Raw genomic sequence first — 22723 nt, 5'->3', positions numbered from 1 at the left:
TGAAAGCCATGAAAATTCTCAAACATATAGCCTTAGCGTCATCGCTGCTCACCCTGAGTAGCTGCAAGGAATTTCTGAAGGAAAACCCGACCGGATTCATAACGCCTTCATCGAACGTATCGAGCGTTAAGGTAGCCCGGGCGTATGCCAACGCGGGTTATGCGAACCTGCAGGGCCTGTTGGCGGGTCAGGCATCCTCATACGGTGGTAACACCTGGAATCTGCTGGAATTTATGACCGGCAAAGCCAATAGCGATCTGGGCCAGACGGGGTTTATCAATTTCGAGAACCTAAGCTACAACAATACGTCGTTTTACGTCGACACGTGGTGGCTGCAACTGTATCAGGGCGTCGGTGCCTGCAATCTGGCTATTCAGAGCATTCCCACGATCAACGCCAGTGGACTAACCGATGCGCAGAAAACCAACATGCTGGCCGAAGCGCATACGTTACGTGCCTTGTATTATTTCTTTCTGGTAAGAATGTATGGCGCTGTGCCCAGCGTAACGGCTGTGCCAACGGATCTGAATCTGAATTTACCCCGTACGCCAGCCAAGGATATCTACGACAAGATTATTATCCCCGACCTGTTAACTGCCGAAGCCTCCACGCTTCCATGGCAGGATAATACCGGTAAAGTCTCAATGGGGATGGTTGAGTCGCTGCTGGCCGATGTGTACCTGACCTATGCAGGAGCAGCTATCAATGGCGGAGCCCAATACTATGCCGAATCGGCCAAGCGCTCGCTGAACGTCATTCAGAAAGGTGGCTACACGTTGTTTCCGAACTACACCGACATGATCAACCCGGCCAATAAAAACACCGGTGAATTCATCTTTCAGGTGCAGTATGCAGCCAGCGTACCGTCGACTAATCCGCTTACAGCGCTCACGATCCCAAACTATTCCGGAATCTCGAAATACTCGGATGAATACGGCTCTGTTTATCCGACACCAGAGTTTATCAAGTCGTTTCCGGCGGGCGATAAGCGGGTTCAGGAGAAGCAGTTTTTCTACACGAGTTACCCGAGTATAAAAACGGGGCAGACCGTTACGTTTAAAAATACGTACATCTACAAGTGGTTCGATGTGAATGCGGTGACGAATACGGCCAAATCGGATCTGAACTATACGATATACCGGTTAGCCGATGTGTACCTGATGTATGCGGAAGCGTCGAACCGGGCCGAAGGGGCACCGAACGCCAACGCGATCAGCTATGTCAACAAAATCCGGGCGCGGGCCAATCTGGCTCCGATTGGGGCGCTTAGCCAAACGGCGTTTGAGCAGGAAGTCTGGCTGCAACGCTATTTTGAACTCTGCTTTGAGAACAAAATGTGGTTTGATATGATCCGCACCCGGAAAGTCCACAACGACGTAACAGGCAACTGGGATAGTTTTGTGGGGCATAAGACCGTGTTTGGCGCTACGTTCACGGAAAAGAATTTGCTGTTCCCGGTACCGAAACAGGAGTCGGACGTGAACCCGAATTTGCTACCAAACAATACTGGTTTTTAGAGTATTGGTCATTGGTCATTGGTCAGTAGTCATTGGAAAATGCAGGAACGCGCTAATGCCTACTAACTAATTAACCAATGATTATAGAAACTGCGACGGCTAATTCGTTTCTGAATTAGCCGTTGTGTTTTTTATGAAACAGAGGAATCACGTTTTCCTGTTTGGATGTTACATCTTTACAGAACCAATCGAAGTACCGTTTTTATACGTGTGTAATGACTAATCAAGATGAATATTTCCTGCGTGAGGCCATTCGACTGGCCCGCGAAGGCATGACAACCGGACAGGGCGGACCCTTTGGTTCGGTTGTTGTCCGCAATGGTGAAATTGTAGGGCGGGGCTGCAACCAGGTTACGTCGACCAACGACCCAACGGCTCATGCTGAAGTAGTTGCCATACGTGACGCTTGCCGGAATCTCGGTACGTTTCAGCTGGAGGGCTGTACGCTGTACGCATCCTGCGAACCCTGCCCGATGTGTCTGGGCGCTATTTACTGGGCGCGGCCGAACCGGATTGTGTACGGGGCTTTTCATTCCGACGCGGCCGGAGCGGGTTTTGATGATCAGTTTATCTACGAAGAACTGGACAAAGCCCGCGAACAACGCCACATACCGATGCATCAACTCCTGCGCGACGAAGCCGACGCGGTTTTCAGCGAGTGGATCGCTTTGGAAAAACGCATTCCGTATTGATAGTCAACAGGCATCAGTGCGTTCATGGCTTTTCTAATGACCAATGACTATTGACTATTAGTACTAAAAAGAAACCCGTACTTTTGCAGAAAAAAGCCGCATCGGAAAATCATACCTTCAGAGCGGCTTTCTAAACGGTTTACGATATGCCAGGAATGGAATTTTTTGGAGCGGCCGAGCGCAAGGAAATCAACGACGTGCTTGAGACCGGCATCCTGTTTCGGTATAATCACGAAGCACAACGAAATAATATCTACAAAGCCCGCGAGTTCGAGGCTGAGGTCGCCAAGGTAGTTGGAGCAAAATACGCCCATGCTGTATCAAGTGGTTCAACGGCCGTTCTGTGTGCGCTGGCAGCCGCTGGCATCGGCGCAGGCGACGAGGTAATTGTGCCACCATTCACCTATATCGCTACGGTCGAAGCCGTACTGATGATTGGGGCGCTACCCGTTTTCGCCGATATTGACGAGACCCTTTGCCTGAGCGCCGACGGTATCCGGAAGGCCATTACGCCAAAAACCAAAGCGGTTTGTCTGGTTCATATGTGCGGTCAGATGGCTGATATGCGAACCATTATGAGCGTTGTTCAGGAACACAATCTGATTCTGGTTGAAGATGCCGGACAGGCGATGGGGGCCAGTTACCAGGGCACATCGACCGGCCTGTGGGGTAAAACGGGTGCCTATTCGTTTGATTTTTTCAAGATCGCCACGGCGGGCGAGGGTGGAATTATGGTCACCAACGACGAAACAGCCTATAAACACGCGGATTCGTATTCCGATCATGGCCATGACCACATCGGCACAAACCGGGGTATGGAGCAACACCCTATTCTGGGATTCAACTACCGGATCAGCGAACTGCACGCAGCCGTTGGACTGGTACAAACGCGCCGGGTACCAGACATTATCAAGAGCAACAACGCCCACAAAACTCGGCTGATGGCGGCTCTGTCGAACGTACCGGGGCTGTCCTTTGCCCGCATTCCCGATGGGAGTGGCGATTCCGCTACGTTCCTGAATATGCTCCTGCCTGATACGGATGCAGCGCAACGTACCGTAGCCGAGCTGAATGCGGCCGGCGTTGGTGGATTCAACTACTGGTTTACAAACATGTACCACTTCATTAATCAGTGGGATCATATCAAAGAAATGCGGACGGCTTCGGCGCTGGGCATCGAAAAATTCGGCGCTCCCCAGAACTATTCAAATCTGGATATTCCGAATGCACAGGCCGTAATTGGCCGATTGATTTCGTTCGGCATACGGGCATCCTGGACGGACGAGGAAGTTGATAAACTAGCGGCCAACATCGAAGCAGCTGTTCGGAAAGCAACCCTGGTGGAAGCGTAATGCCGACGTTATTTATTAACGCTGGTTTTCGATTCTTCTTTGTTCGATTTGTTAAATGAGCCATTTCAATTCATGTAGGTGATGAGCCTATGACAACTACTGCACAAGCAACCAAATTGCAATCAACTACAAAACCAAACGTAACAGCTGAATCGGTAACGATTGATGAGTTGCCCATTCTAACAAACGTTTGGGTAGATGATACGCGCGTTCATTTTGATCTTGAAGATGGTCGGTCGATTGCGTGGCCAATATCGTGGTCATCCTTGTTGACGAAGGCAACGCCCGAACAAAGGCAACAATTCTCTTATTCGGCTTATCATGTTTTCTGGGATACTATTGATGAGATCATCGGCGTGAAAAATGTTTTGTATCCTTCTCCACGACTGACAAATTCAGTGAATAAACCAGAATAAGATACCAACTCTTTCTATTACAAACGTATGTCAACGACTGCCTTATTAACTGAAATTACAGCACTACCTCCCGAACTTCGTCAGGAGGTAGAGGACTTTGTTGCCTTTCTGCGAACCAAAAAGCAACGCAACACGGTACAAAAAGAACGTGAGTTTGGTTATGCAAAAGGGCAAGTGCGATTGGCTGATGATTTTGACGATCCATTGGATGATTTTAAAGAGTATATGTAATGCGGTTATTACTTGATACGCATACCTTGCTCTGGTTTTATGGAGGAGACGAGTCCTTGCCGGATGATCTTAAGGAAATTATTCGTAATCCTGAGAATGAGTGTTACGTAAGTATAGCAAGCTTATGGGAGATAACATTAAAACGGCCATAGGTAAGCTGGATTTTGGAGTCCCATTGTCGGAACTGTTTAATTTTCTGGAACGTAATCAGTTCTGGGTTATCCCGATTGAATTGACGCACTTGCTGCAACTTCAGCAGTTACCAGTTCATCACAAGGACCCTTTTGACAGGCTTATTATTTCGCAGGCTTTAGCCGAAAACCTGCCTATTGCCACGAAAGATATATTTTTTAGCCAATATGGCTTAACAACAAGATGGTAGCAGCACCAACACAAACGACGCATAAAAATTTTAAGGGCATAGAGAAAACCGTTTTCGGACGGGGAAGCTTTTCACAGCTCGACGAGATTCTGGCTCCGAAACGGTCAGACAACGAAGGGTATTTTGTTTTTCTGGTCGATAATTATTTCAAGGGCAAGCCCCTCGAAGAGCGCGTTCCGGTTCATCCCGAAGACCTGACGTATTACATCAGCGTCGAGGAACACGAACCAACAACCGAGCAAATTGATCAGCTTCGCGATGAAATTCTGGCGAAAAAAGGACTGCCATCCGGTGTCGTCGGTATTGGTGGCGGCAGCATTATGGATATTGCCAAAGCCCTGTCGCTGATGCTCACCAACGAAGGTTCTTCGACGCTCTACCAGGGGCTGAACCTGATTAAAAAGCCGGGTATTTACCATGTCGGAGTACCCACTATTTCTGGAACAGGAGCTGAAGTGTCCATGACGGCCGTACTGACCGGACCGGTTAAAAAACTGGGTCTCAAATGCGAATGGACCGTGTTCAACCAGGTGGTGCTCGATCCTGAACTGATCGCTACCGTACCGCGCAACTGGTGGTTCTATACCGGTATGGATACGTACATCCACTGTGTTGAGTCGGAAAACGGGCGCATGAACAATGCTTATTCACATGCCTACGCTGAGCAGGCCATGAAACTCTGCCGCGAAGTGTATCTGGGCGAAAAATCGGGTCAGACACCCGAAAACGACGACAAACTGATGGTAGCCTCCCTGATGGGTGGTCTGAGCCTTACGTACTCCGAAGTGGGGGTTTGTCACGCGCTCAGCTACGGCCTGTCGAAGATATTGGGCACCCGGCATTGCTACGCCAACTGCCTGATCATGAACCACCTCGAAGATTACTATCCGGAAGGCGTGGCTGAGTTCAAGGAGATGGTAGCGTATCACCAGATTGATTTACCGCAGGGCTTATCGAAAGACTGGAGCGACGACACCATCACGCAAATGGCGCACGTATCGTACAATCTGCCGCATATGTGGCTGCACGCCATTGGCGACAACTGGCAGGACGTCATCACGATTGATCTGCTAAAAAATCTGTTCCGTCGTCTGTAATAAACGCCAATCGGTTGTTGATGAGAAACGTATTTAGAATCGTACTTATCCTTCTTACGGTATCGGTGAATATCGGGTGCGACCAGGTATCCAAAACTATCATTCGGGAAAAGATCGCTTACGGCGGAAGTATCAGCCTGTTAAACAGCCATCTCACCATTACGAAGATCGAAAACTCAGGGGCTTTCTTAAGTCTAGGCGATTCGTGGCCTCCTCTCGTTAAAAACGCTTTATTGCTTATCCTGCCTATACTGGCGATTATGCTGGGTTTTGCGTACGTACTGCTCAGACTCCATACGCCCCGCTTATTTGTCGCTGGTGCTTGTTTCATCATTGGCGGGGGCATTGGCAACCTCATCGATCGAATAGCGTATGGCTCGGTAACGGATTTTTTACATATCAGTTACGGTATTTTTCAAACCGGCATTTTCAACATGGCTGACGTATCAGTTATGGTGGGGGCTGGCCTAATTCTGCTCAATTCCTTTCTGCAACGGCAGCAGGATGACGGGCAATTCATTTAAAACGACAGAACCAATGTCTCAAAAAATCGTTCGCGTGGGCGACATCGAATGCGGATCGGATGAGTTATTCCTTATCAGCGGTCCCTGCGTAATTGAAGACGAAAAAATCATGATGACGGTAGCCGAACAACTTCGCGAAATTCAGGAGCGGGTCGGCATCAAAATCATCTATAAATCATCGTTTCAGAAGGACAACCGCTCCAGCCTGAACTACTACAATGGCCCCGGTCTGGAAAAGGGTATGCAGATTCTGGCCAAAGTGAAGGAGCAGTTTGGCTTCCCGCTGTTGACGGATGTTCATTATCCGGATCAGTGTGCGCCCGCAGCCGAAGTGGTTGACGTACTGCAAATTCCGGCCTACCTCTGTATGCAGACCATGCTGGTTACGGCGGCTGCCAAAACAGGGCGGGTTGTGAACGTAAAGCACGGGCAGTTTCTGGCACCGGAAAATATGAAGCACCCGGTCAAAAAGATCGAAGATTCGGGCAACGATCAGATTATCCTGACCGAACGCGGATATACTTTCGGCTACAATGACCTGGTGGTTGATCCGCGCAGTTTCTACCATATGGCACGTACCAATTATCCGGTTGTGTTCGACGTAACGCACGCGATTCGCAAGTACGGTATTCCATCTGCCGATGCAAAAGGCGGGGCGCGTGAATACCTGCCGGTGCTGGCTCGTGCCGGTGTGGCTGCGGGTGTGGATGGTTTGTTTGTCGAAACGCACACCTGCCCATCCGAAGCACTATGCGATGCAGCCAGCCAGCTGGATATCCGCTATCTGGAGGAATTCCTGAAGCCGCTGCTCGAACTGCACGCTGTAGAAGTGAAATACCGGAACACGCTGCCAGAACTGGCATAATCTGCTATTGGGTATAAGTCATTGGTCATTCATCATTCGTTAATGCCTGACAACGAATGATTAATGACCAATATCCATTGACGAATGACTGAAATCGAACAAATTTTCACCGCTCTGGGCGGGCAGTTTATAACGCCAGTCGATACGTTGACGGAGAAGCTGAAATCCGTTCGGGCCATTGTGTTCGATTGGGACGGCGTGTTCAACGACGGCGTGAAAACGGGTTCGGGGAGCAGCTCATTTAGCGAGGTAGACTCGATGGGTACGAACCTGCTTCGCTTCGGATTCTGGCTGCATCACAATCGACAGTTGCCCGTCGTTGCCATCGTAACGGGGGTAACGAACGTACTGGCTGATGGGCTGGTGCAGCGCGAGCATTTTCATGCCTGCTATTCACAGGCCAAGCATAAAGTGGACGTACTGGCGCATTTTCTGGATCAGCACAAGCTGCAACCCCACGAAGTCGCCTTTTTCTTCGATGATGCGCTCGATCTGTCTGTCGCCGAAATCGCCGGTGTGCGCGTTATGGTTCGTCGGAATGCCAACCCACTGTTTACCCGTTACGTTGTTGAAAACGGACTGGTGGATTACGTAACGGGCAATCAGAGCGGCCAGTTTGCCGTACGTGAAGGCTGTGAACTTATGCTTGGCCTGCTCGGTCAGTTCGATTCCGTGATGGCCGAACGACTCCGCTATCGACCTGTTTACGATCAATATTACCAGCAACGGCAAGCCATCGAACCAACGTACTGGACAGTTGGGGCAGACGGTCCCCAGCCCAAAACACAAATACTGCCCGTCTAATTAAATAACGCTGACAAAACAGATTACGTAGCAAGCGTTGCCTATCAAATTATGATTATTGGAATTATTCCGGCCCGGTATGGGTCAACTCGTTTTCCGGGCAAACCCTTGGCCGATATCGGTGGGAAGTCCATGATTCAGCGGGTGTTGGAACAGGCGAAAAAAGCCAAATCGCTGGCAAAAGTTGTGGTTGCCACGGATGACGACCGTATTGCCGAAGCCGTGCGCCAGTTGGGTGAAGAAGCGGTTATGACGCGGGTTGATCATCCGAGCGGGACCGACCGCTGCTGGGAAGCGTACGACCGGCTTATAGAGGAAGGCAGCGTACACCCTGGCCAATCGAATTACATAATCAATATTCAGGGCGACGAGCCGTTCATCGACCCGACGCAGATTGACGAATTGGCAGTTATCCTTGACGGTACGGTTGAACTGGCTACGCAGATGGCAACGGTTGATTCGGCCGAAATGCTGCATGATCCTAAAGAAGCGAAAATCATCATCAACGCCCAGAATGAGGCTTTGTACTTCAGCCGGGCCGCCATTCCTTACCTGCCAGGCATTGAACCCGATCAGTGGCACAGGCATCACAATTACCATCGGCACGTCGGACTATATGCTTACCGCGCCGACGTACTGGAAGCGATTACGCAGTTGCCCCCGTCCTCGCTCGAACAGGCCGAATCGCTGGAGCAACTGCGTTGGCTGGAGGCAGGATATCGTATCAAACTGGTCACAACGACGTATCAGACGCCAACGGTAGATAGTCCGGCGGATATCGAGAAAATCTTACGAAGCGGGTTGTAAACGGGGGCGGGTTGTATTTTGCTGCATCCAGATCTGGTACTGAACCCGCGCCCATACCAGAATACACGGAACTGCTTTGATGTTGTAAGGCTGAAAAAAATACTTCTTCACCGCGTGCGGAAAAATATCGGTGGGGGAAAGAGATGTGAACACAATGACTAAAATCAGCAGTAGTTTGTCCAGTTCTGACGGCGTATCGAGCGTAATCCACCACAGCGCTACGCCCGTTACGGCCATTACATAGGTTGGCGACTCGGCCATTTTATTGAATACAATCATAAACAGGAAAAAATAAGCGATCATGCGTCGTTGAAACAGCCGGTCCTGCCAGAGCCCAAAACGCAGGAAAGGAAGCAGAAACAACGTAGCGCCAACGGCTTCAACGATGCGGTAATTAGCGTCCGTCTTGGCCATACCAAACCAGGCTTCGGCAATACCCATCACCGATACCTGTAAGCCCAATTTAACCTCGACAACAAGCCGGAACCACTCTTCGTATTCGGCGATCAGACTGGCCGGAGGAATCAGCGTAAGCGGGGCTAGCGCCAGCAGAACAGTCCAGACAAGCATAGCCAGAATAAACTGCGGTTTCTTGGGGTAAAACAAAAAGAAACCCGCAGCGGCAACGCCATAGAATTTGATGAAGGCGCAGAGTACGAAAAAGAAGGCTGCCTGCCAGACCCGTTCGTTGCGCAGGTGATACAAGCCCAACAGCATTGCCCCGACAATCAGGTTATTGCTTTGCAGGTTCTGGGCCGTAATTAAAGCTTCCAGAATAATAATCAGCAAGGCGATACGGCGTTGGTTGGCCGGGTCTTTTTCGTCGGACAGATACATCCATACGCCTGCCAGTAAAACGACCGTATTCAGCAAGTTCCAGAGAATAACGCCAAACCAGACCGGCAGGTAATAAAACGGGCCCATCAGCCAGGCAAACGTAGGGCTGTATTTATAGTTGTCGTTGTACAGTTCCGGATGCAGACCGTAGATACTTTTGTTCAGCAGCAGGTTATGGAAGGGCTTGGCAAACATCAGGTAATTGTTATAATTACCATAGCCAAGCAGATAATTCTGAACTGCCACCAGGCAGAAAAGAAAGAAATAAAGCCCAATTACACGAGGCAGGGTGAGAAAATGAAAAACGCGTTGCAATGGAATAAATCGGTCTTAAGAAAGACAAAATTAGCAGGATTGGCAGGAATTAAATAGACGGACGTGGTTTGGAGTTTGAAGTTTATGGGTCGAAGTTTGCAGTCCGTGATTTTTAGCCTGTCCTCGAAACCTGCTTCGCTGCTGAATTATAAAGCCTATTTATGTCATCACACCACATTGTCCGCGAAAAACAGGAGCCTGCCCTGCTCATTGCCAATGGCGAAGCCTGCCAGCCTGACCTGCTGGGCCAGCTTCTGGAATGGAGCCCCACGGTCGTTGTGCTCGATAGCGCTATCTGGCGGGTGCTTGAGCTAGGCATCAAAGTGGACGTACTGCTTGGGGATTTCGACAGAAGCCTGGACCTGGACGCCATACGGGCGCAGCAGTATCCGCTGGAAATTATTCATGCACCTGATCAAAATAAAACCGATCTCGATAAAGGCATCGAATTTCTGATTGAGCGAGGTTTTCCGGCTGTCAACATCGTTTGGGCTACCGGTCGTCGGGCGGATCATAGCCTGACGAACATGACCAATATCGTTCGGTATAAAGATCAGATACGTATTGTGATGATCGATGACCACTCCAAAATATTCCCTCTCGTCGGGCGATTCGAGAAATGGTACGAAGCCGGAACCCCTATATCGCTCATTCCGGTCGGCACTGTTTCGGGCTTTACCTCAGAAGGATTAAAATACAACCTGCAGGATGCTACGTTAAAGCTGGGGTATTTCACCAGTAGCAGCAACGAAGCGGCTGACGATGGATTTGTCCGCATCGAAGCCCAAACCGGCGATTTGCTGATTATGGAATGCTGGGACTAGAATCATCAGGCGGTGAAAATGCCGGAGGGCACATAGGCCCACCGGTGTTAGACTCGCTGAATCTCGCAGCTTGCTAAATTGATGCAGTAGGAGAAAATATATATATCACTACTTAGCTGAGAAATTGGTTGACTCAATGAGCGATCGCTGAAACAAAATCAGCGGACGGCAGGGATGCGCATGTAACATACTATGAAAATTATGTTACTGATCGTCCTTGGGTGAAAGTATTGTGACGTAATAAAGGGTGATAGCAAATAATTCGGGTGTATTAACGTAATGCTTTTTGATAAGCCGGTATTCTTATGGTTATCAGATGAACAGGATCTGAATTAAAAATAGGAATTAGTCGACTTTTTGTGTGGCGGATTTAGATACACTTCGTCATAAGTTCACGATCTTCAGCCATCTGCACTATGAACGAATACACGTTGAACCGCCTAACACCGAACCAGTTAGCTGAGCTTGCCAATAGTTCGGCTACATTTTTAATCACCCTCACCCGAGTTTCCGTTAAAATTGATCTTTACCACATCCGGGGGCATTTTATAGAAGTAAGCTACTCCGCAAAAAAACTACCAGGTGGATCTGTTCAATGGCAGCTCTATTCAGCTAATCATTACCCTGATAGCCCGGCCAATACGAAATACCTGGCCATCTATCTGCATCAGATTGAGCTGCCTTTCGACTAAGCAACAGCCCGAAAACGCTGATGGAACGGCTTTTCGATCGTGAAATACAGCACCTGAGCTATCAGTAAGAACAAACCAAAAAGATACCCAATATTACGTACGCCCAGTTTCTGTAAAGCATCGGCAATAACACCAAGATGTACTAAATAAAACGCGTAGGAGGTACGTCCTGCCAGTTGCATAAGGCGAGTGCCAAGCCCTTTCTGTACAAGAGTCGGTTCGCGAAGCAGGCCAAGAAAAAGCATGGCAATCCCCACGGGCAGGAGGATGTTGTACGCCATAACCTCACTACATAGCAATAAGGTTTGACTGGCTGTGACCAGAGAAACATTGGCCTGCCAAAGTACGCAGACGATGATTGTCAACAGCCCACGAACTGTTGCAAAGCGCAACGCTGGTAACCTCTTCTGTTGCCAGCGTTGCGCTAACCACATGCCCATCAGGAACTCAAACGACCTGCCGAAAAACGTGTAGAAAAATACAAACGGCAGGGTTCCGAAAAAGCCAGGTGGGCTTGCCTGGCCAACTGTGGCCCACAGCAGTACACCCAGGCTGATCAGGACAATTGTGGGCCAAACGGGACCGTATCGCCGTACACTGACGAATAGGAGTGGGGCCACCAGGTAGAAACAAACTTCAACCGTCAAACTCCAGCTTTGCGGAATGCCACTGAATTTGTACGTATCAAAGAAACCTTTGAGCAGGGTAACGTTCAGTACCGAAAGGGGTACGCTCGTTGGTCGGCCCGCAAGCGCCTTGAGGCCGATGGTCAGGAGGAGGAGTATGGTATACAGCGGGACAATTCGGGCGAACCGATTTTGCAGAAAGCGCCACCACCTGTTTGAGTGGGTCAGGCTCGCATCTGGGTAGCGGTGATAAATCAGAAAGCCGCTCAATACGAAGAAGATGGATACGCCAATGTAACCTTGGTTAAACAGTCTGTTCGCAAACGTACCGGGCGTTGCCGACTGATAATGATGGAGAAACACCAGATAAGCGGCTACTGCCCGAATACCCGTTAAGGCGGGTAGATAATCGGATGATTTGGTTAGTTCCGTAGGTCGAGTCGTGATGAAAATGGGCATTAGCGAAGTAATACGATTCGGCCGCTCAGTTGCTCATTCAGAGAGGTATCAACGTGCCAGTCTGTTGGGTCGCTGATGACGAGTTTGTAGATATAGGTCCCTTCCGGGAGAATTTCTCCAGTGTCAGAACGCCCGTCCCACGCCCATTCATTACGCCCGATACGTACTGCCTGCCTTAAGTGCCTCACCACACGTCCGGTCCGGTCTGTAAGCGTGATCAGTACGTTGGCAGGCGCCTGTTGGCCCGAAAGGGTAAACGTAAAAAGGGTTTGACCACGAAATGGATTTGGATAAACGACCAGACTGGTCAGGGATTGTTCGCTCACGACGCGGAAGGTGACCTGATACGGTACGGCAGAGTTACTAACGGCATCGCGGGCCGTAACCAGCAATTGATAATCACCTTCGGCGAGTGTTGGAAACGGATAACGTATCCGAAATGCATTGTCTGGTCCGGTTGTCTGAACGCTAGCCTGTTGCCAGTTGAGCCGTTGGAAGTCAGTGCGCTTTCCTGATTGTTTCAGGAATAAATCAAGACCCAGCGTATCGCGCCGGATCAATGAACGGTTTTCGTCGGCAACCAGTACGTCGATTACGGGATTAGCCGAAACTACGGCACCGTCGGTAATCCGGGCTCCGTCGAATGCTACGTCGAGCAACGGACCAAACTCGTCCGGCTGAACCGGCAAAGCTATATCGAGCGTATTGTTTAGAAATGAGTATTCTGGCTCGACACGCGGATTTACGGTCAGAATAATCCGGTTGAGGCCGGGGAGCTTTTCCGTGAAAACCGAAGACGTAAACCAGAGCGTATCGTTTCCTATTGGAGCCATTATACGCCACTGGCTTGTTTGCGGATTGCTTAGCCCGGACGCATAAATGGTTTGCCGAACCACAAGCGAGTCGGAGAAGGGGTACGGACTCAGATTCGTGAACCCTACCGGAATGTTCACTCGATCACCCTGCTGAATATCAGCGGGCAAAGGCCTGGCCAGCTGAATCTGCCCTTCGGGCAAACCAGACGTAACAGAGCCATGTGCATACAGGAACGTACCCGTTACCCAGGCCGAATTTGTTGTATTACTGATCCGGCGGATGCGCCAGTAATACGTTACGTTCGGCCGGTCGGGCAAGGTGATCGGATAACTAATGTCAGTCGAGGCCGTCAGTTGTTTTGACCAGTACGCTGAACTGCTGAACCGGGCGGTACTATCGAACTCCAGCTCGAAACGTTGCGGTGAGACAGCCGCGTAATGCGCTGTCAGTCGGACAGATGTGCTGTTGACCGTGCTGCCGGGCGCCGGATAAATAAGAACGGGACTGACGCTGTCTAAGGTCAGTTCAACCACTGCCTGGTTATTGGCCCGATTACTTTCCGGCTGCGCGGCTGGTGAATCGGCGGGGTTAATGGTTACTTCAAACTGGTTTAGCCCTTCGCTATCGGATTCGTTGGGGAATGCCAGAAGCAGTGTATCCTGATAAGCAATTGTTTTCGGCAATACCCAATTAAAAATGCCCGATTCTCGCCCGTTCACAAACCGGCGAACCCGCACGGGAAGCGTTCCCTGCCTGTATTGCCCTAAGTTCTGAACAAGGACCCGAACATAGGCCGAATCGCTCGATGAACGTAACGGCTGGCCATTCGCATCCTGAACCGCTAACCCGCCCGAAGAAAGTTTATAGTCCGGGCTTCTGAACGGAAACAACCGGATAGCGGGATCGCCCTGCAACACCATCTGCTGACTATTGGCCAGTGCCCGCCCGTCGGATGAATGAGCCAGAACTCGTCGGATGGTTTCCTGCTGAAGCTGCCCAATAGACTTATACAACTGGGTGCTGTCGGCCAAGAGGCTGTAAAAGGCGGTAGTATACTTATGCAGTACGTCCGGATAACCCAGATGACTATGAGCGATGGCGGCAATGGCACCCCGGTTGGGGGTAAGCACCCAATCCGTTGACAGGGTTGGACGACCGTAGAAGAAGTTTCCAATAGCACATCCATTAACGAGTAAGAGCGGGTAACGTCCCTGATTATGATAGCCGAGTGCATCGTTTGAGCAGAAGCCAACGTCAAGATCTGTTACGTCCAGCCCCGAGTGACCAAAGAACGTCATAAGTCCGACGCCTTCGTTGACGGGTTTCGCTACGTTGATGGACTCTACAAATTGGTCGGTTGTTTTCGAGAGCGTTGTTACCTGTGCGCCCAACGCCTGATCAACAGCCTGATCCCGGTAAAAATCAACCAGGTTACGGAATAAGCGGATCTCTGCGGGGGTTTCTCCTCCGCTCAGGTGCAACAGATTTTTGCGCCAGAGCATGTCGGCAGTCCGGGTTTCATACGCTTTCACTTTGGTCAGGTAGTTTATCACTTCCTGGGGCGTACCGGCATTAATACGGCCTGTTGGCAGCGCTGGTACGTCGGCATCTGCACCGTTCAGTCCGGCCGTAAAAGCGATATCAGAACCCGGAAATCCAGCCGTCATGACCATATCAAGGCTGGCCTGGTCGGGTTCACGCCGAATGCCGGGCGTGCTACGACCCCGACCCATCAACAGCAGAAATTGCAGGTTTCCCTGACTTTGCCTGAGCAATTGGTCGGCAAATCGTCGGATAGCCAGTGGATGCCGTTCGCCGTAGCTGTACTGGTCAATCAATTGCTGCATGGTGACAGTCAGCGTATCATGACCACCGCCTGCCTCCGAAGCCCGGTAGGCTGCATACGCCTTGACGGGGTTCGGTACGTCCGCAGTCGATTGCATTAGTGCTTCATGGCTGATAATCAGGTATGTTGGTTTGCGTTCCTGCCAGTTTGTAAAGCGTACAGGCCGGATAGTGTGAACGGATTTTGGCTGACTTGTTCCAAGAATTATTCGAGCCGAATCGCTACGTTGCACCACAAACGAGGCTGTCTTTGCTGGCGTCTGTGAGGAGCCTATACGCACGGGTGCCGTCGGGTCCGAAACATCCCAGAACCGCGTGTTGGGCGTTACGTCCGTAATGCTGATAAGCGAGCGCCCTTTAGGGTTTTGAGCCAGTTGAAACAGGCGCAGCGACTGCCCGTTCATGCTGAGCCGCTGCGGATAGCGAAGCCGGATATACGACACGGAATAAGCATCGGTATTGGCATCGCTTCGGGAAACGGTCGAAACAAGGAGCTGACCATCGCTACCAACATCATTCCAGTTGATGGCCCTGTGAATCCGGGCATTATCATAAGTCGAAAACCGGACTGAATCGAGCAACTGCTGGGTACTGAGCGTTGAGCCAGTTCGACTTTCAACCAGATGGTCTGTAAAGCCACGGCCAGCCAACAAAATATCCAGCTGCGGACTGGGCCCGGTTCGGATGGCGTTCGTCAGCGAAAAGGTAAGTGTATAAGGCTTGTCTTTTTGCTGAACGGGTCCCGTGTATCCTTCGCCGGACTCGTAGTAGCTGTACTCAATTTTGGGGGGTATACCCGCTGCCCAGCCAGGGTAATTGCTGGTAAACAAGCGTAAGTCTTCTTCCCAGTGGTATGGTTCGGCTGTTAGTCCGGTAGTAGACGTGTCCATATATGTCTTCATCCGCCTACCGGGTACACCGTTGGGCTGCCAGGTAAGAAAGTAAGCGGTTGTATCGTTGAACAGGCTGTAATAGGTGTGCGGTTGAGCAGCGCGCGGCCGGTAGAGCAGCGAGTCCTGCGTGCCATCGTTGCCCCGACCATAAAATTCCAGAAAATCGCCTGTATCGAAATGCCTGTCGGTCTCACCAGCTATGTGAATCGCCTGTTCGACTCCGCGATGGAATAACCGTACTGTTGTGGGGTCAATCTGACCGATTGGAACGCCTGCTCGCATCAGTTCATCCGACGTAATGCGATAAAGACCTCGTTGAGCAATCGGAATCTTGAAATACGTTTGTGAATAATTGATCCAGTGAGTAGGATCAGAATCATTGACTGACTGAGCCTGTATACGTAATGAATCAATTGTGAGCAGAATCAGAATACAGCGAACCAGCGGGTGTGGCATATACATACGTCGTCTAATTTCGGTCACGGCTCAGCAGCCCTGAGAATTTGAGCCGAAAGTCAGTAAGCCCGATTTGTAGGGGTACTAAATTCTTTTGACGTATGAAATGGGGGCAAAGTCTCAACAAATACCCTTCCTGAACAAACGCTCAGGAAGGGTATCGTTTAGGGTGGATAGACGCTTTATAGGTACAACCAGTTTACTCTTTTCGACTCCGCCGACGTTCAATTGCATCCCGGACGCGGGCGGCACTTTCGTAATCTTCTGTTGTGATAATTTCTGCCAACAGCGCTTCTAACTCTTCGAGCGTGTAGTCAGCGTACGGGTTTTTCTTATTGGGTTGCTTTGTGTGAACTGTATAAGCCGAAACATCGACAACCTGCTGGGTAGCATAAATAGGGCAATTGAATCGAACGGCTAAAGCAATAGCATCGGAGGGGCGGGCATCCAGTTCAATCGGTTCATCGCTCGTTTCCGATTTCAGGAAAATGGATGCGTAGAAAACCTGCCCTTCGAGCCGTTTAATGAAGACCCATTGCAAATGAGTTTGCAAACGGGTTAGGGCTTGCTGGAATAAATCGTGGGTGAGTGGACGAAATGGTTGCATTTTCTCCATCGCAATGGCAATGGACTGCGCTTCGTTCGGGCCGATAACCATCGGGATTCGTCGTTTGCTTATAGGTTCTTCCAGAACCAGGGTATAATTCCCCGGCTTTGAAACGCTTTCTGAAAGCCCTACAATAGATAACTCGACGTTATTCATTCCCGTAATTAGTAGTCAGCCGTCTAAACTCGCTGATGATGCTGATGAACAGGGTGTGACCAAACTTTCATCACTGGGCCAGTTGCACGGATAGTTGTATAGTGTGCGTACAATGAATTCCCACTGTGAATATTGTCTGAGCAGCAAACCGTCAGGAGAACTAGTAAAGGGCTATCTTACCCGTGCCTGATCTCCGGCGAGCTGCATATTGTCAGTCCAAACCTAAATTAGGGTCAGGCTGATCGTAAAATTCGTAAATAGGGGATTCTGCTTACCTGATAAAAATCAGGTGAGCGCCTGATTTTTGTCTAAATATACTTTCCGGAAGGAAAGTACCTAAACAAGAAATGGTCATATATCACTGGAGAGTGAAGAAGTGCCTGCGGAATTAACTCCGCAAGATAAAGCTATGAATTGTTAGGAATAAGTAGTTGTACTTAGCAGGAGGATGGGCCTAAAGTCAGACTAATAAAGGCAGAATTATTGTAGTAAACTCAGCGGCACCCTGTTCGGTAAAATAAGGTTTCACATGCCGCCACACCGCATTTTTGTAACTCGCTTCGTCGCAGGGAATGCCCTTCATGGCACAGTGGGCCTGATAAAAAACCAACGTTGTCCAGATACTTTCGGCCAGTGCCTCATACACTTCCTTGGCAGGTGGTGCTACCAGATCACTACGCTTAACGTGAAAATCAAGTCGGCTTTGAAGTTGAATCAGCATCCGGTTGACTAATTCCTGCCACAGCGTTCGACTTTCGAGGGATGAGGGAGTTGTTTTGAGAAACTCGGCTATGTAAAAACAATACGTCCCGAAGAATCGGTAGAACTGGGCTATCTGATAATCGAAGTCAACGAAACCGGGCTGCTGTAGGTATTGCCGAACAATAGCCGAAAATTCCTCCGTGATCTGCCCATTGATCGATTCAATGATTGCTTCTTTATTTTTATAATGGTAAACGAGATTTCCTACGCTAATGCCGGTAACCTCCGCAATCTGGTATAAACGCACATGATCTATACCAAATTCATTGAACAGACGGATGGATGCCTGCAAAATACGTTCCTTTGTGTTGAGCATATGAGGGATAGCTAATTAAACGAAATGGACGCCTGATTTAGCGTACCGGTCGTGGCCGACGAAAGAGCTTTAGTAGCCATCTGACGCATGTGATACGCTCGTTGGGCGGCTTGCCTAAGGCAGGAATGTGAGCTAAGCGTGCGCTTGATAAACTGAAGCGGGTTTAGCTTATTGGCATAAATGAGTTCGACTTTCCATTCGCCCCGACGGTAGGTAAGATTATCAATTACTGCCGACTCCGACATCCAGTCCCTTTGCTGGTAAAAATTGAAATCTGAGGAATTACCGCTAATGTCAGTGAAGTACAGGTTGTTCAACCCCCCAGCAGGTTTGCGTAAGCACCATTATCCAATTGAAGTTTATGTATACCGTTCACGAGGCCAAGCGTTACGTTAGTTTTAGAATTGATGAATTTACTAAGAAAACAAATAAGACCGCTCAATATACGTCTTTATGGTATGAAATTGCTTTCATATTCTCATGACAACCATCTTTTACCGCTTATAGCTCTGTTAATTGCCAGAAATGGATTTAGAAGACGTCTATACGTATTTTAGGATAAGCTTTAGCAGCTTCTTCACTCTTTCCGTATAGGGTGGATAAATGAATTTCATAGTGCCAAAATCGCGTTGCATAATCCCGCGCTGGTTAGAGAATTCCTGAAACCCGAAAAAACCGTTCGCTTTACCAATCCCGCTATTGTTGATTCCCCCAACCGGCAATTCGACATTGCCGAAGTGGAGCATCGTATCGTTCACGACCGTATTGCCTGAGGAAGTATGAGCCAGAACGTAGTCCGTGTGCTGACGATCGCGGCTGTGGATGTAGAGGGCCAATGGCTTCTGACGCTGGTTGATGATACGTAAGGCCTCGTCGAGTTGTGTATACGTGAGTATAGGTAGTACAGGTCCAAAAATTTCATCCTGCATCACCCGCATGTCGTCCGTAACGCCTTCCAGCACTGTTGGTTCGATAAAATTCTGGTCTGCATTCATGTTGCCACCCAACGTAACGGTTGCTCCTTTCGCAAGGGCATCGTCTACCAATGCCCGAACCCGATTGAAATGCTGGTTATTTACCATACGGGCGTAGCTGTCAGACGCTTCGGTTGGCTGACCATCGGCCGTATACATGGCTTTCAGGCTGGCCTGCAGTGCCTGCACAAACGGCCGCTTCACCGACTCATGGACGAGTAAATAATCAGGAGCAATGCAGGTTTGTCCACTGTTGAGGCATTTGCCCCAGGCCAGTTGAGAAGCCGCTTGTTTCAGATCTGCCGATGCATCCACTATAGCTGGCGACTTGCCCCCCAATTCGAGTGTAACGGAGGCCAGATGTTTGGCGGCTGCCGTCATGACCAGTTTGCCAACGGCGGGGCTACCAGTAAAAAAAATATGATTGAAGGGTAATTCCAGCAAAGCTTGCGCTACGGTGGCATCGCCCTCACAAACAAGCACTTCCTGCGGAGGAAACAGTTCTGTAATCATTTCCCTGATGAGCCGGGCGGTGTGCGGTGTCAGTTCAGACGGTTTCATCATCGCTACGTTCCCGGCCGAGATAGCAGCTATGAGTGGCCGTATCATCAGCATGAACGGGTAATTCCAGGGGGCAATGATGAGTACGTTCCCTTTGGGTTCATAGTGTATCCAGCTTTTTGTGCCCGTCATGGCCAGGGGCGTGGGTAATGAATGGGGCTTCATCCACTGCTTCAGATGCCGGATGGTATATCTGATTTCAGCGTGGAGCGTCATCAGTTCGCCAATAATCACTTCAGCGGCCGGTTTTCGAAAATCGTTGTACATAGCCTGCTGAATGGCTGTTTCATGGGCAACAATCCAGTGTTGAATACGGCGAATCCGTTCAATACGTTCCGCTGTGGTCGTCTGCGCCATTTGAGGAGCCTGCTGGCGCTGGGCGTCAAAGCCAGCACGCAGTTCAAGGTGTAAATCGGCTCTGGGAGGGAGCGTTGTCATACGTCTGTTTCGTCTGTCCGATGGTTCACGTTTCAGAACTTATCAGGCCGACGAGAACCGGGCGGAGCCCGCTGTACGGAATGGTTCGCTTTAAACGTAAACTTTTTTATTCTAAAAGTACAAAAAAACAGCCGAATGGCTCACAATTGGCATTTATATCCTGAATCGTCTATCTTAGCTGAAACTTTAGCCAACCCCGAACCGGATGACGCTCGTAAGTGACAACATCCGCTACCTGCGCAAGCTGAATGGTCTGACGCAGGAGCAGTTTTCCCGTAAGATAAATATAAAGCGCTCGTTATTAGGTGCCTACGAAGAAGGTCGCGCTAATCCGAACCAGCAGAATATTCAGGCGATTGCCAAAGCGTTCAACACAACCGTTGAATTATTAACCCGACAGGACCTGCGTAAACTTCGCGAAACGCCTAACCTCAGCATCCCGCTGGGGCAGTCGCACAAGGCAACGGATACGTTTAGCAGCCGACATGATCGACTATCGGAGCCTTCGATCCGGTCGGATGGAAAATTGACAACCGACGACGATCCGTTTCAGCATCCCGATTTCCCGGATATTTTTGCCCAGCCTGCTCCTCCGGCGCCCGAGCCACAACCGTTGGCGTCGGTGCTGAACAAGTTTTACAAACCCCAGGAAGAGTCGCGTCGGTCATCGGAACGCGAGCATCCAGTGCCGGGTCCCCCCGTTATTACGTCGCCGGTACGTCCAGGACAGGATCGCCCTCGTCCGACAGCCTTTCAAACCGATGCTGGCGTTTCGAGCCGTTCGTCGGTTGATCAGCTCTTTGGGCCGCCATCGGAGTCCCGGCCGGCTATTGGGCGACAGGCAGAGGCATTTACGTTCAACAACGTGTATGAAGAGCCTGCCACATCGATCCGCCAAAACCAGCCAGCTCATTCGGTGGCACCTACGATTCCGGTGGTCATGCAGCCTCAGTTTACGGAATACAGCCAGCGCCATCAGCAGGCCGACTTTTTGCATCGGTTACCGGCAATGCATCTGCCAACCTTGCCCGACGGTCATTATCGGGCGTTTGAAGCGGGCGACGATTTTGTGTTTCCCGGCGCGCTACTGGTCGGAAAGTTCGTACGCAACTGGTTCGATATTGTCGATGGCAAGCTCTATGTATTGCTTCTGCAACCCCAGCGGGCTGATGGCTTAAGTTTCGGCATTCACTGCCGCCGGGTATATAACCAGGTAAAAGTGAAAGGTACGTTGCTGCTCACCGCCGATCGTAGTGATATTCCCAATCGTGAAGTGCCCTTAAAAGATGTGCTGGAAGTTTGGGAGATCAGTGCATTTGTAAGCCAGCAACTGCCGCCACCAACGCCCAATACAGATCGGTTGCGGCAGTTGGTGGATGAGCTAAAATTTGAAGTGGAGCGATTATAATCCAGCGCCAGCTTGCCGGTCAGTACCATTGCCTAAGATTTTGGCAGACGGGTAGGGTGCACTGGTAAAATGAAACTAGATTTGGGTTAGATAACATAGTAGACGGCTTCCTGACGGCATTGATGGCCCGAACGAAGCCAGTTTTAAGAACTGGTAAGCGCTCTACTTTTCGTTCCTTTCTCTTTTGAAGCAGGGGTTGTGGTCACTGGAATTGTCCTGAAGCCACAACCCCTCACCATTTTTTGAAGCCGACTAGCTGTACTTTTGCCGGTATTATGCGTTATTTTCTCCAACTGGCGTATCGAGGTACTAATTACCACGGCTGGCAACGACAACCCAACGGACGTAGTGTACAGGAAGTTCTTGAAACGGCACTGTCGACCATTCTGCGTCAGCCAACGGGTATTGTCGGTAGCGGCCGAACGGATACCGGGGTCCATGCTGCCCAGCAATTCGCTCATTTTGAAACCGACGTACCGCTGCCGGGCCATCTTCTTCGGTCGCTCAATAGCCTGATTCCGCCCGATATTGCCGTGTACGACTGCTTTCCTGTACGCGCCGATGATCATGCCCGCTATACCGCTACGTTTCGGTATTATCAGTACCAGATCAGTCGCCGGAAAGATCCGTTTCGGGAAGGGCTCGTTTACGTATTTACGCTTCCACTAAACGTAGTGCAAATGAACGAGGCTGCTGATAGGTTCCTGTATCACACCGATTTTGAGAGCTTTAGCAAAGTCAAGACCGATGTTCGTACGTTCAACTGCCGGATTGATCAGGCGTACTGGGAGCAAAAACCAAACGGCGATTTAGTATTTCATATTCGGGCTAATCGGTTTTTGCATGGTATGGTTCGCGCCATTGTCGGGACACTGCTGGACGTAGGACAGGGACGGCTGAACGTCGCGGATATCGACCGGATTATTCTGGCTCGCGACCGCAGGCAGGCGGGCCGGGCAGCCCCGGCAGAAGGCTTATCATTGGTTGAAGTGGGGTATCCGAATGAGGTATTTAAAGAGCGAATGAGTGAATGAGTGAATGAGTAAACAGC

At 50.1% G+C, this 22723-nt stretch carries 22 protein-coding genes; 15 read left to right on the top strand and 7 right to left on the bottom strand.

Annotation, left to right across the window (positions count from 1 at the left end):
• The first annotated feature begins 8 nt into the window (after positions 1-8).
• From LN737_RS23950 to kdsB, 11 genes are all read left to right on the top strand, one after another.
• A complete protein-coding gene (locus LN737_RS23950; RefSeq protein ID WP_405512676.1) occupies positions 9-1517 on the top strand; it encodes a RagB/SusD family nutrient uptake outer membrane protein in 1509 nt (502 codons plus the stop codon).
• Between the two features lie 215 nt (positions 1518-1732).
• Positions 1733-2209: a nucleoside deaminase gene (locus LN737_RS23945; protein ID WP_405512674.1), complete on the top strand. Its 477-nt coding sequence runs from the start codon at positions 1733-1735 to the stop codon at positions 2207-2209.
• A 146-nt stretch (positions 2210-2355) separates the two neighbouring features.
• Positions 2356-3561, top strand: coding sequence for a DegT/DnrJ/EryC1/StrS aminotransferase family protein (locus tag LN737_RS23940; protein WP_405512672.1), 1206 nt, complete (start codon positions 2356-2358; stop codon positions 3559-3561).
• A gap of 89 nt (positions 3562-3650) precedes the next feature.
• Complete coding sequence (locus tag LN737_RS23935; protein WP_405512670.1) at positions 3651-3977, top strand: DUF2442 domain-containing protein; 327 nt, start codon at positions 3651-3653, stop codon at positions 3975-3977.
• Positions 3978-4004: 27 nt separating this feature from the next.
• The gene (locus LN737_RS23930; protein ID WP_405512668.1) at positions 4005-4208 is read left to right on the top strand and encodes a DUF2281 domain-containing protein; all 204 of its coding nucleotides are present in this window, start codon (positions 4005-4007) and stop codon (positions 4206-4208) included.
• Between the two features lie 124 nt (positions 4209-4332).
• A complete protein-coding gene (locus LN737_RS23925) occupies positions 4333-4590 on the top strand; it encodes a type II toxin-antitoxin system VapC family toxin (protein ID WP_405512666.1) in 258 nt (85 codons plus the stop codon).
• Positions 4584-5687, top strand: a complete 1104-nt coding sequence (locus LN737_RS23920; protein ID WP_405512664.1) for an iron-containing alcohol dehydrogenase family protein — start codon at positions 4584-4586, stop codon at positions 5685-5687. Before LN737_RS23925 ends, LN737_RS23920 begins: the two co-directional genes overlap by 7 nt.
• A gap of 20 nt (positions 5688-5707) precedes the next feature.
• Positions 5708-6211 carry a signal peptidase II gene (gene lspA, locus LN737_RS23915; RefSeq protein ID WP_405512662.1) on the top strand — a complete coding sequence of 168 codons (504 nt, stop codon included), beginning with the start codon at positions 5708-5710 and terminating at the stop codon, positions 6209-6211.
• Positions 6212-6224: 13 nt separating this feature from the next.
• On the top strand, positions 6225-7076 hold the full coding sequence (kdsA, locus tag LN737_RS23910) for a 3-deoxy-8-phosphooctulonate synthase (RefSeq protein WP_405512660.1): 852 nt from the start codon (positions 6225-6227) through the stop codon (positions 7074-7076).
• An 84-nt stretch (positions 7077-7160) separates the two neighbouring features.
• Positions 7161-7880, top strand: coding sequence for a phosphatase (locus tag LN737_RS23905; protein WP_405512658.1), 720 nt, complete (start codon positions 7161-7163; stop codon positions 7878-7880).
• 51 nt (positions 7881-7931) lie between these two features.
• On the top strand, positions 7932-8687 hold the full coding sequence (gene kdsB / locus LN737_RS23900; RefSeq protein WP_405512656.1) for a 3-deoxy-manno-octulosonate cytidylyltransferase: 756 nt from the start codon (positions 7932-7934) through the stop codon (positions 8685-8687).
• Here the strand turns inward: kdsB and LN737_RS23895 are convergent.
• Positions 8670-9839, bottom strand: a complete 1170-nt coding sequence (locus tag LN737_RS23895; protein ID WP_405512654.1) for a glycosyltransferase family 87 protein — start codon at positions 9837-9839, stop codon at positions 8670-8672. The two genes, kdsB and LN737_RS23895, sit on opposite strands and share 18 nt — an antisense overlap.
• 161 nt (positions 9840-10000) lie before the next feature.
• On the opposite strand from LN737_RS23895, the gene LN737_RS23890 reads away from it, so the two are divergent.
• The gene (locus LN737_RS23890) at positions 10001-10663 is read left to right on the top strand and encodes a thiamine diphosphokinase (RefSeq protein WP_405512652.1); all 663 of its coding nucleotides are present in this window, start codon (positions 10001-10003) and stop codon (positions 10661-10663) included.
• Between the two features lie 416 nt (positions 10664-11079).
• Positions 11080-11355, top strand: coding sequence for a hypothetical protein (locus LN737_RS23885; protein ID WP_405512650.1), 276 nt, complete (start codon positions 11080-11082; stop codon positions 11353-11355).
• Here LN737_RS23885 and LN737_RS23880 read toward each other — a convergent pair.
• The 6 genes from LN737_RS23880 to LN737_RS23855 all read right to left on the bottom strand — a co-directional run bounded on the left by LN737_RS23880 (position 11352) and on the right by LN737_RS23855 (position 20264).
• The gene (locus LN737_RS23880) at positions 11352-12440 is read right to left on the bottom strand and encodes an acyltransferase (protein WP_405512648.1); all 1089 of its coding nucleotides are present in this window, start codon (positions 12438-12440) and stop codon (positions 11352-11354) included. The two genes, LN737_RS23885 and LN737_RS23880, sit on opposite strands and share 4 nt — an antisense overlap.
• Positions 12440-16456 (bottom strand): C25 family cysteine peptidase, encoded by a 4017-nt coding sequence (locus LN737_RS23875; protein WP_405512646.1) that lies wholly within the window; start codon positions 16454-16456, stop codon positions 12440-12442. Before LN737_RS23875 ends, LN737_RS23880 begins: the two co-directional genes overlap by 1 nt.
• A 193-nt stretch (positions 16457-16649) precedes the next feature.
• Positions 16650-17213, bottom strand: a complete 564-nt coding sequence (locus LN737_RS23870) for a bifunctional nuclease family protein (protein ID WP_405512644.1) — start codon at positions 17211-17213, stop codon at positions 16650-16652.
• A 460-nt stretch (positions 17214-17673) separates the two neighbouring features.
• On the bottom strand, positions 17674-18291 hold the full coding sequence (locus tag LN737_RS23865; protein WP_405512642.1) for a TetR/AcrR family transcriptional regulator: 618 nt from the start codon (positions 18289-18291) through the stop codon (positions 17674-17676).
• A gap of 11 nt (positions 18292-18302) precedes the next feature.
• Positions 18303-18608, bottom strand: a complete 306-nt coding sequence (locus LN737_RS23860) for a hypothetical protein (RefSeq protein WP_405512641.1) — start codon at positions 18606-18608, stop codon at positions 18303-18305.
• Between the two features lie 225 nt (positions 18609-18833).
• Positions 18834-20264, bottom strand: a complete 1431-nt coding sequence (locus LN737_RS23855) for an aldehyde dehydrogenase family protein (RefSeq protein ID WP_405512639.1) — start codon at positions 20262-20264, stop codon at positions 18834-18836.
• 205 nt (positions 20265-20469) lie between these two features.
• Here LN737_RS23855 and LN737_RS23850 point away from each other — a divergent pair, with 205 nt between their 5' ends.
• Both LN737_RS23850 and truA read left to right on the top strand, forming a co-directional pair.
• Entirely contained in the window at positions 20470-21672 is a 1203-nt protein-coding gene (locus tag LN737_RS23850) for a helix-turn-helix transcriptional regulator (protein ID WP_405512637.1), read from the top strand.
• Between the two features lie 275 nt (positions 21673-21947).
• A complete protein-coding gene (gene truA, locus LN737_RS23845) occupies positions 21948-22706 on the top strand; it encodes a tRNA pseudouridine(38-40) synthase TruA (RefSeq protein ID WP_405512635.1) in 759 nt (252 codons plus the stop codon).
• The last annotated feature ends 17 nt before the right edge of the window (positions 22707-22723 follow it).

This window comes from Spirosoma sp. KNUC1025, assembly GCF_045160025.1.
In the GTDB taxonomy this organism is placed as follows: Bacteria; Bacteroidota; Bacteroidia; order Cytophagales; family Spirosomataceae; genus Spirosoma.
The sequence above is the reverse complement of the archived record's forward strand: the minus strand, read 5'-3'. Positions and strand labels throughout refer to the sequence as shown.

Coding starts and splice junctions, on each gene's coding strand:
- LN737_RS23950 (WP_405512676.1), top strand. CDS start 9: ATGAAAATTCTCAAACATATAGCCTTAGCGTCATCGCTGCTCACCCTG.
- LN737_RS23945 (WP_405512674.1), top strand. CDS start 1,733: ATGACTAATCAAGATGAATATTTCCTGCGTGAGGCCATTCGACTGGCC.
- LN737_RS23940 (WP_405512672.1), top strand. CDS start 2,356: ATGCCAGGAATGGAATTTTTTGGAGCGGCCGAGCGCAAGGAAATCAAC.
- LN737_RS23935 (WP_405512670.1), top strand. CDS start 3,651: ATGACAACTACTGCACAAGCAACCAAATTGCAATCAACTACAAAACCA.
- LN737_RS23930 (WP_405512668.1), top strand. CDS start 4,005: ATGTCAACGACTGCCTTATTAACTGAAATTACAGCACTACCTCCCGAA.
- LN737_RS23925 (WP_405512666.1), top strand. CDS start 4,333: ATGGGAGATAACATTAAAACGGCCATAGGTAAGCTGGATTTTGGAGTC.
- LN737_RS23920 (WP_405512664.1), top strand. CDS start 4,584: ATGGTAGCAGCACCAACACAAACGACGCATAAAAATTTTAAGGGCATA.
- lspA (WP_405512662.1), top strand. CDS start 5,708: ATGAGAAACGTATTTAGAATCGTACTTATCCTTCTTACGGTATCGGTG.
- kdsA (WP_405512660.1), top strand. CDS start 6,225: ATGTCTCAAAAAATCGTTCGCGTGGGCGACATCGAATGCGGATCGGAT.
- LN737_RS23905 (WP_405512658.1), top strand. CDS start 7,161: ATGACTGAAATCGAACAAATTTTCACCGCTCTGGGCGGGCAGTTTATA.
- kdsB (WP_405512656.1), top strand. CDS start 7,932: ATGATTATTGGAATTATTCCGGCCCGGTATGGGTCAACTCGTTTTCCG.
- LN737_RS23890 (WP_405512652.1), top strand. CDS start 10,001: ATGTCATCACACCACATTGTCCGCGAAAAACAGGAGCCTGCCCTGCTC.
- LN737_RS23885 (WP_405512650.1), top strand. CDS start 11,080: ATGAACGAATACACGTTGAACCGCCTAACACCGAACCAGTTAGCTGAG.
- LN737_RS23880 (WP_405512648.1), bottom strand. CDS start 12,440: ATGCCCATTTTCATCACGACTCGACCTACGGAACTAACCAAATCATCC.
- LN737_RS23875 (WP_405512646.1), bottom strand. CDS start 16,456: ATGTATATGCCACACCCGCTGGTTCGCTGTATTCTGATTCTGCTCACA.
- LN737_RS23870 (WP_405512644.1), bottom strand. CDS start 17,213: ATGAATAACGTCGAGTTATCTATTGTAGGGCTTTCAGAAAGCGTTTCA.
- LN737_RS23865 (WP_405512642.1), bottom strand. CDS start 18,291: ATGCTCAACACAAAGGAACGTATTTTGCAGGCATCCATCCGTCTGTTC.
- LN737_RS23855 (WP_405512639.1), bottom strand. CDS start 20,264: ATGACAACGCTCCCTCCCAGAGCCGATTTACACCTTGAACTGCGTGCT.
- LN737_RS23850 (WP_405512637.1), top strand. CDS start 20,470: ATGACGCTCGTAAGTGACAACATCCGCTACCTGCGCAAGCTGAATGGT.
- truA (WP_405512635.1), top strand. CDS start 21,948: ATGCGTTATTTTCTCCAACTGGCGTATCGAGGTACTAATTACCACGGC.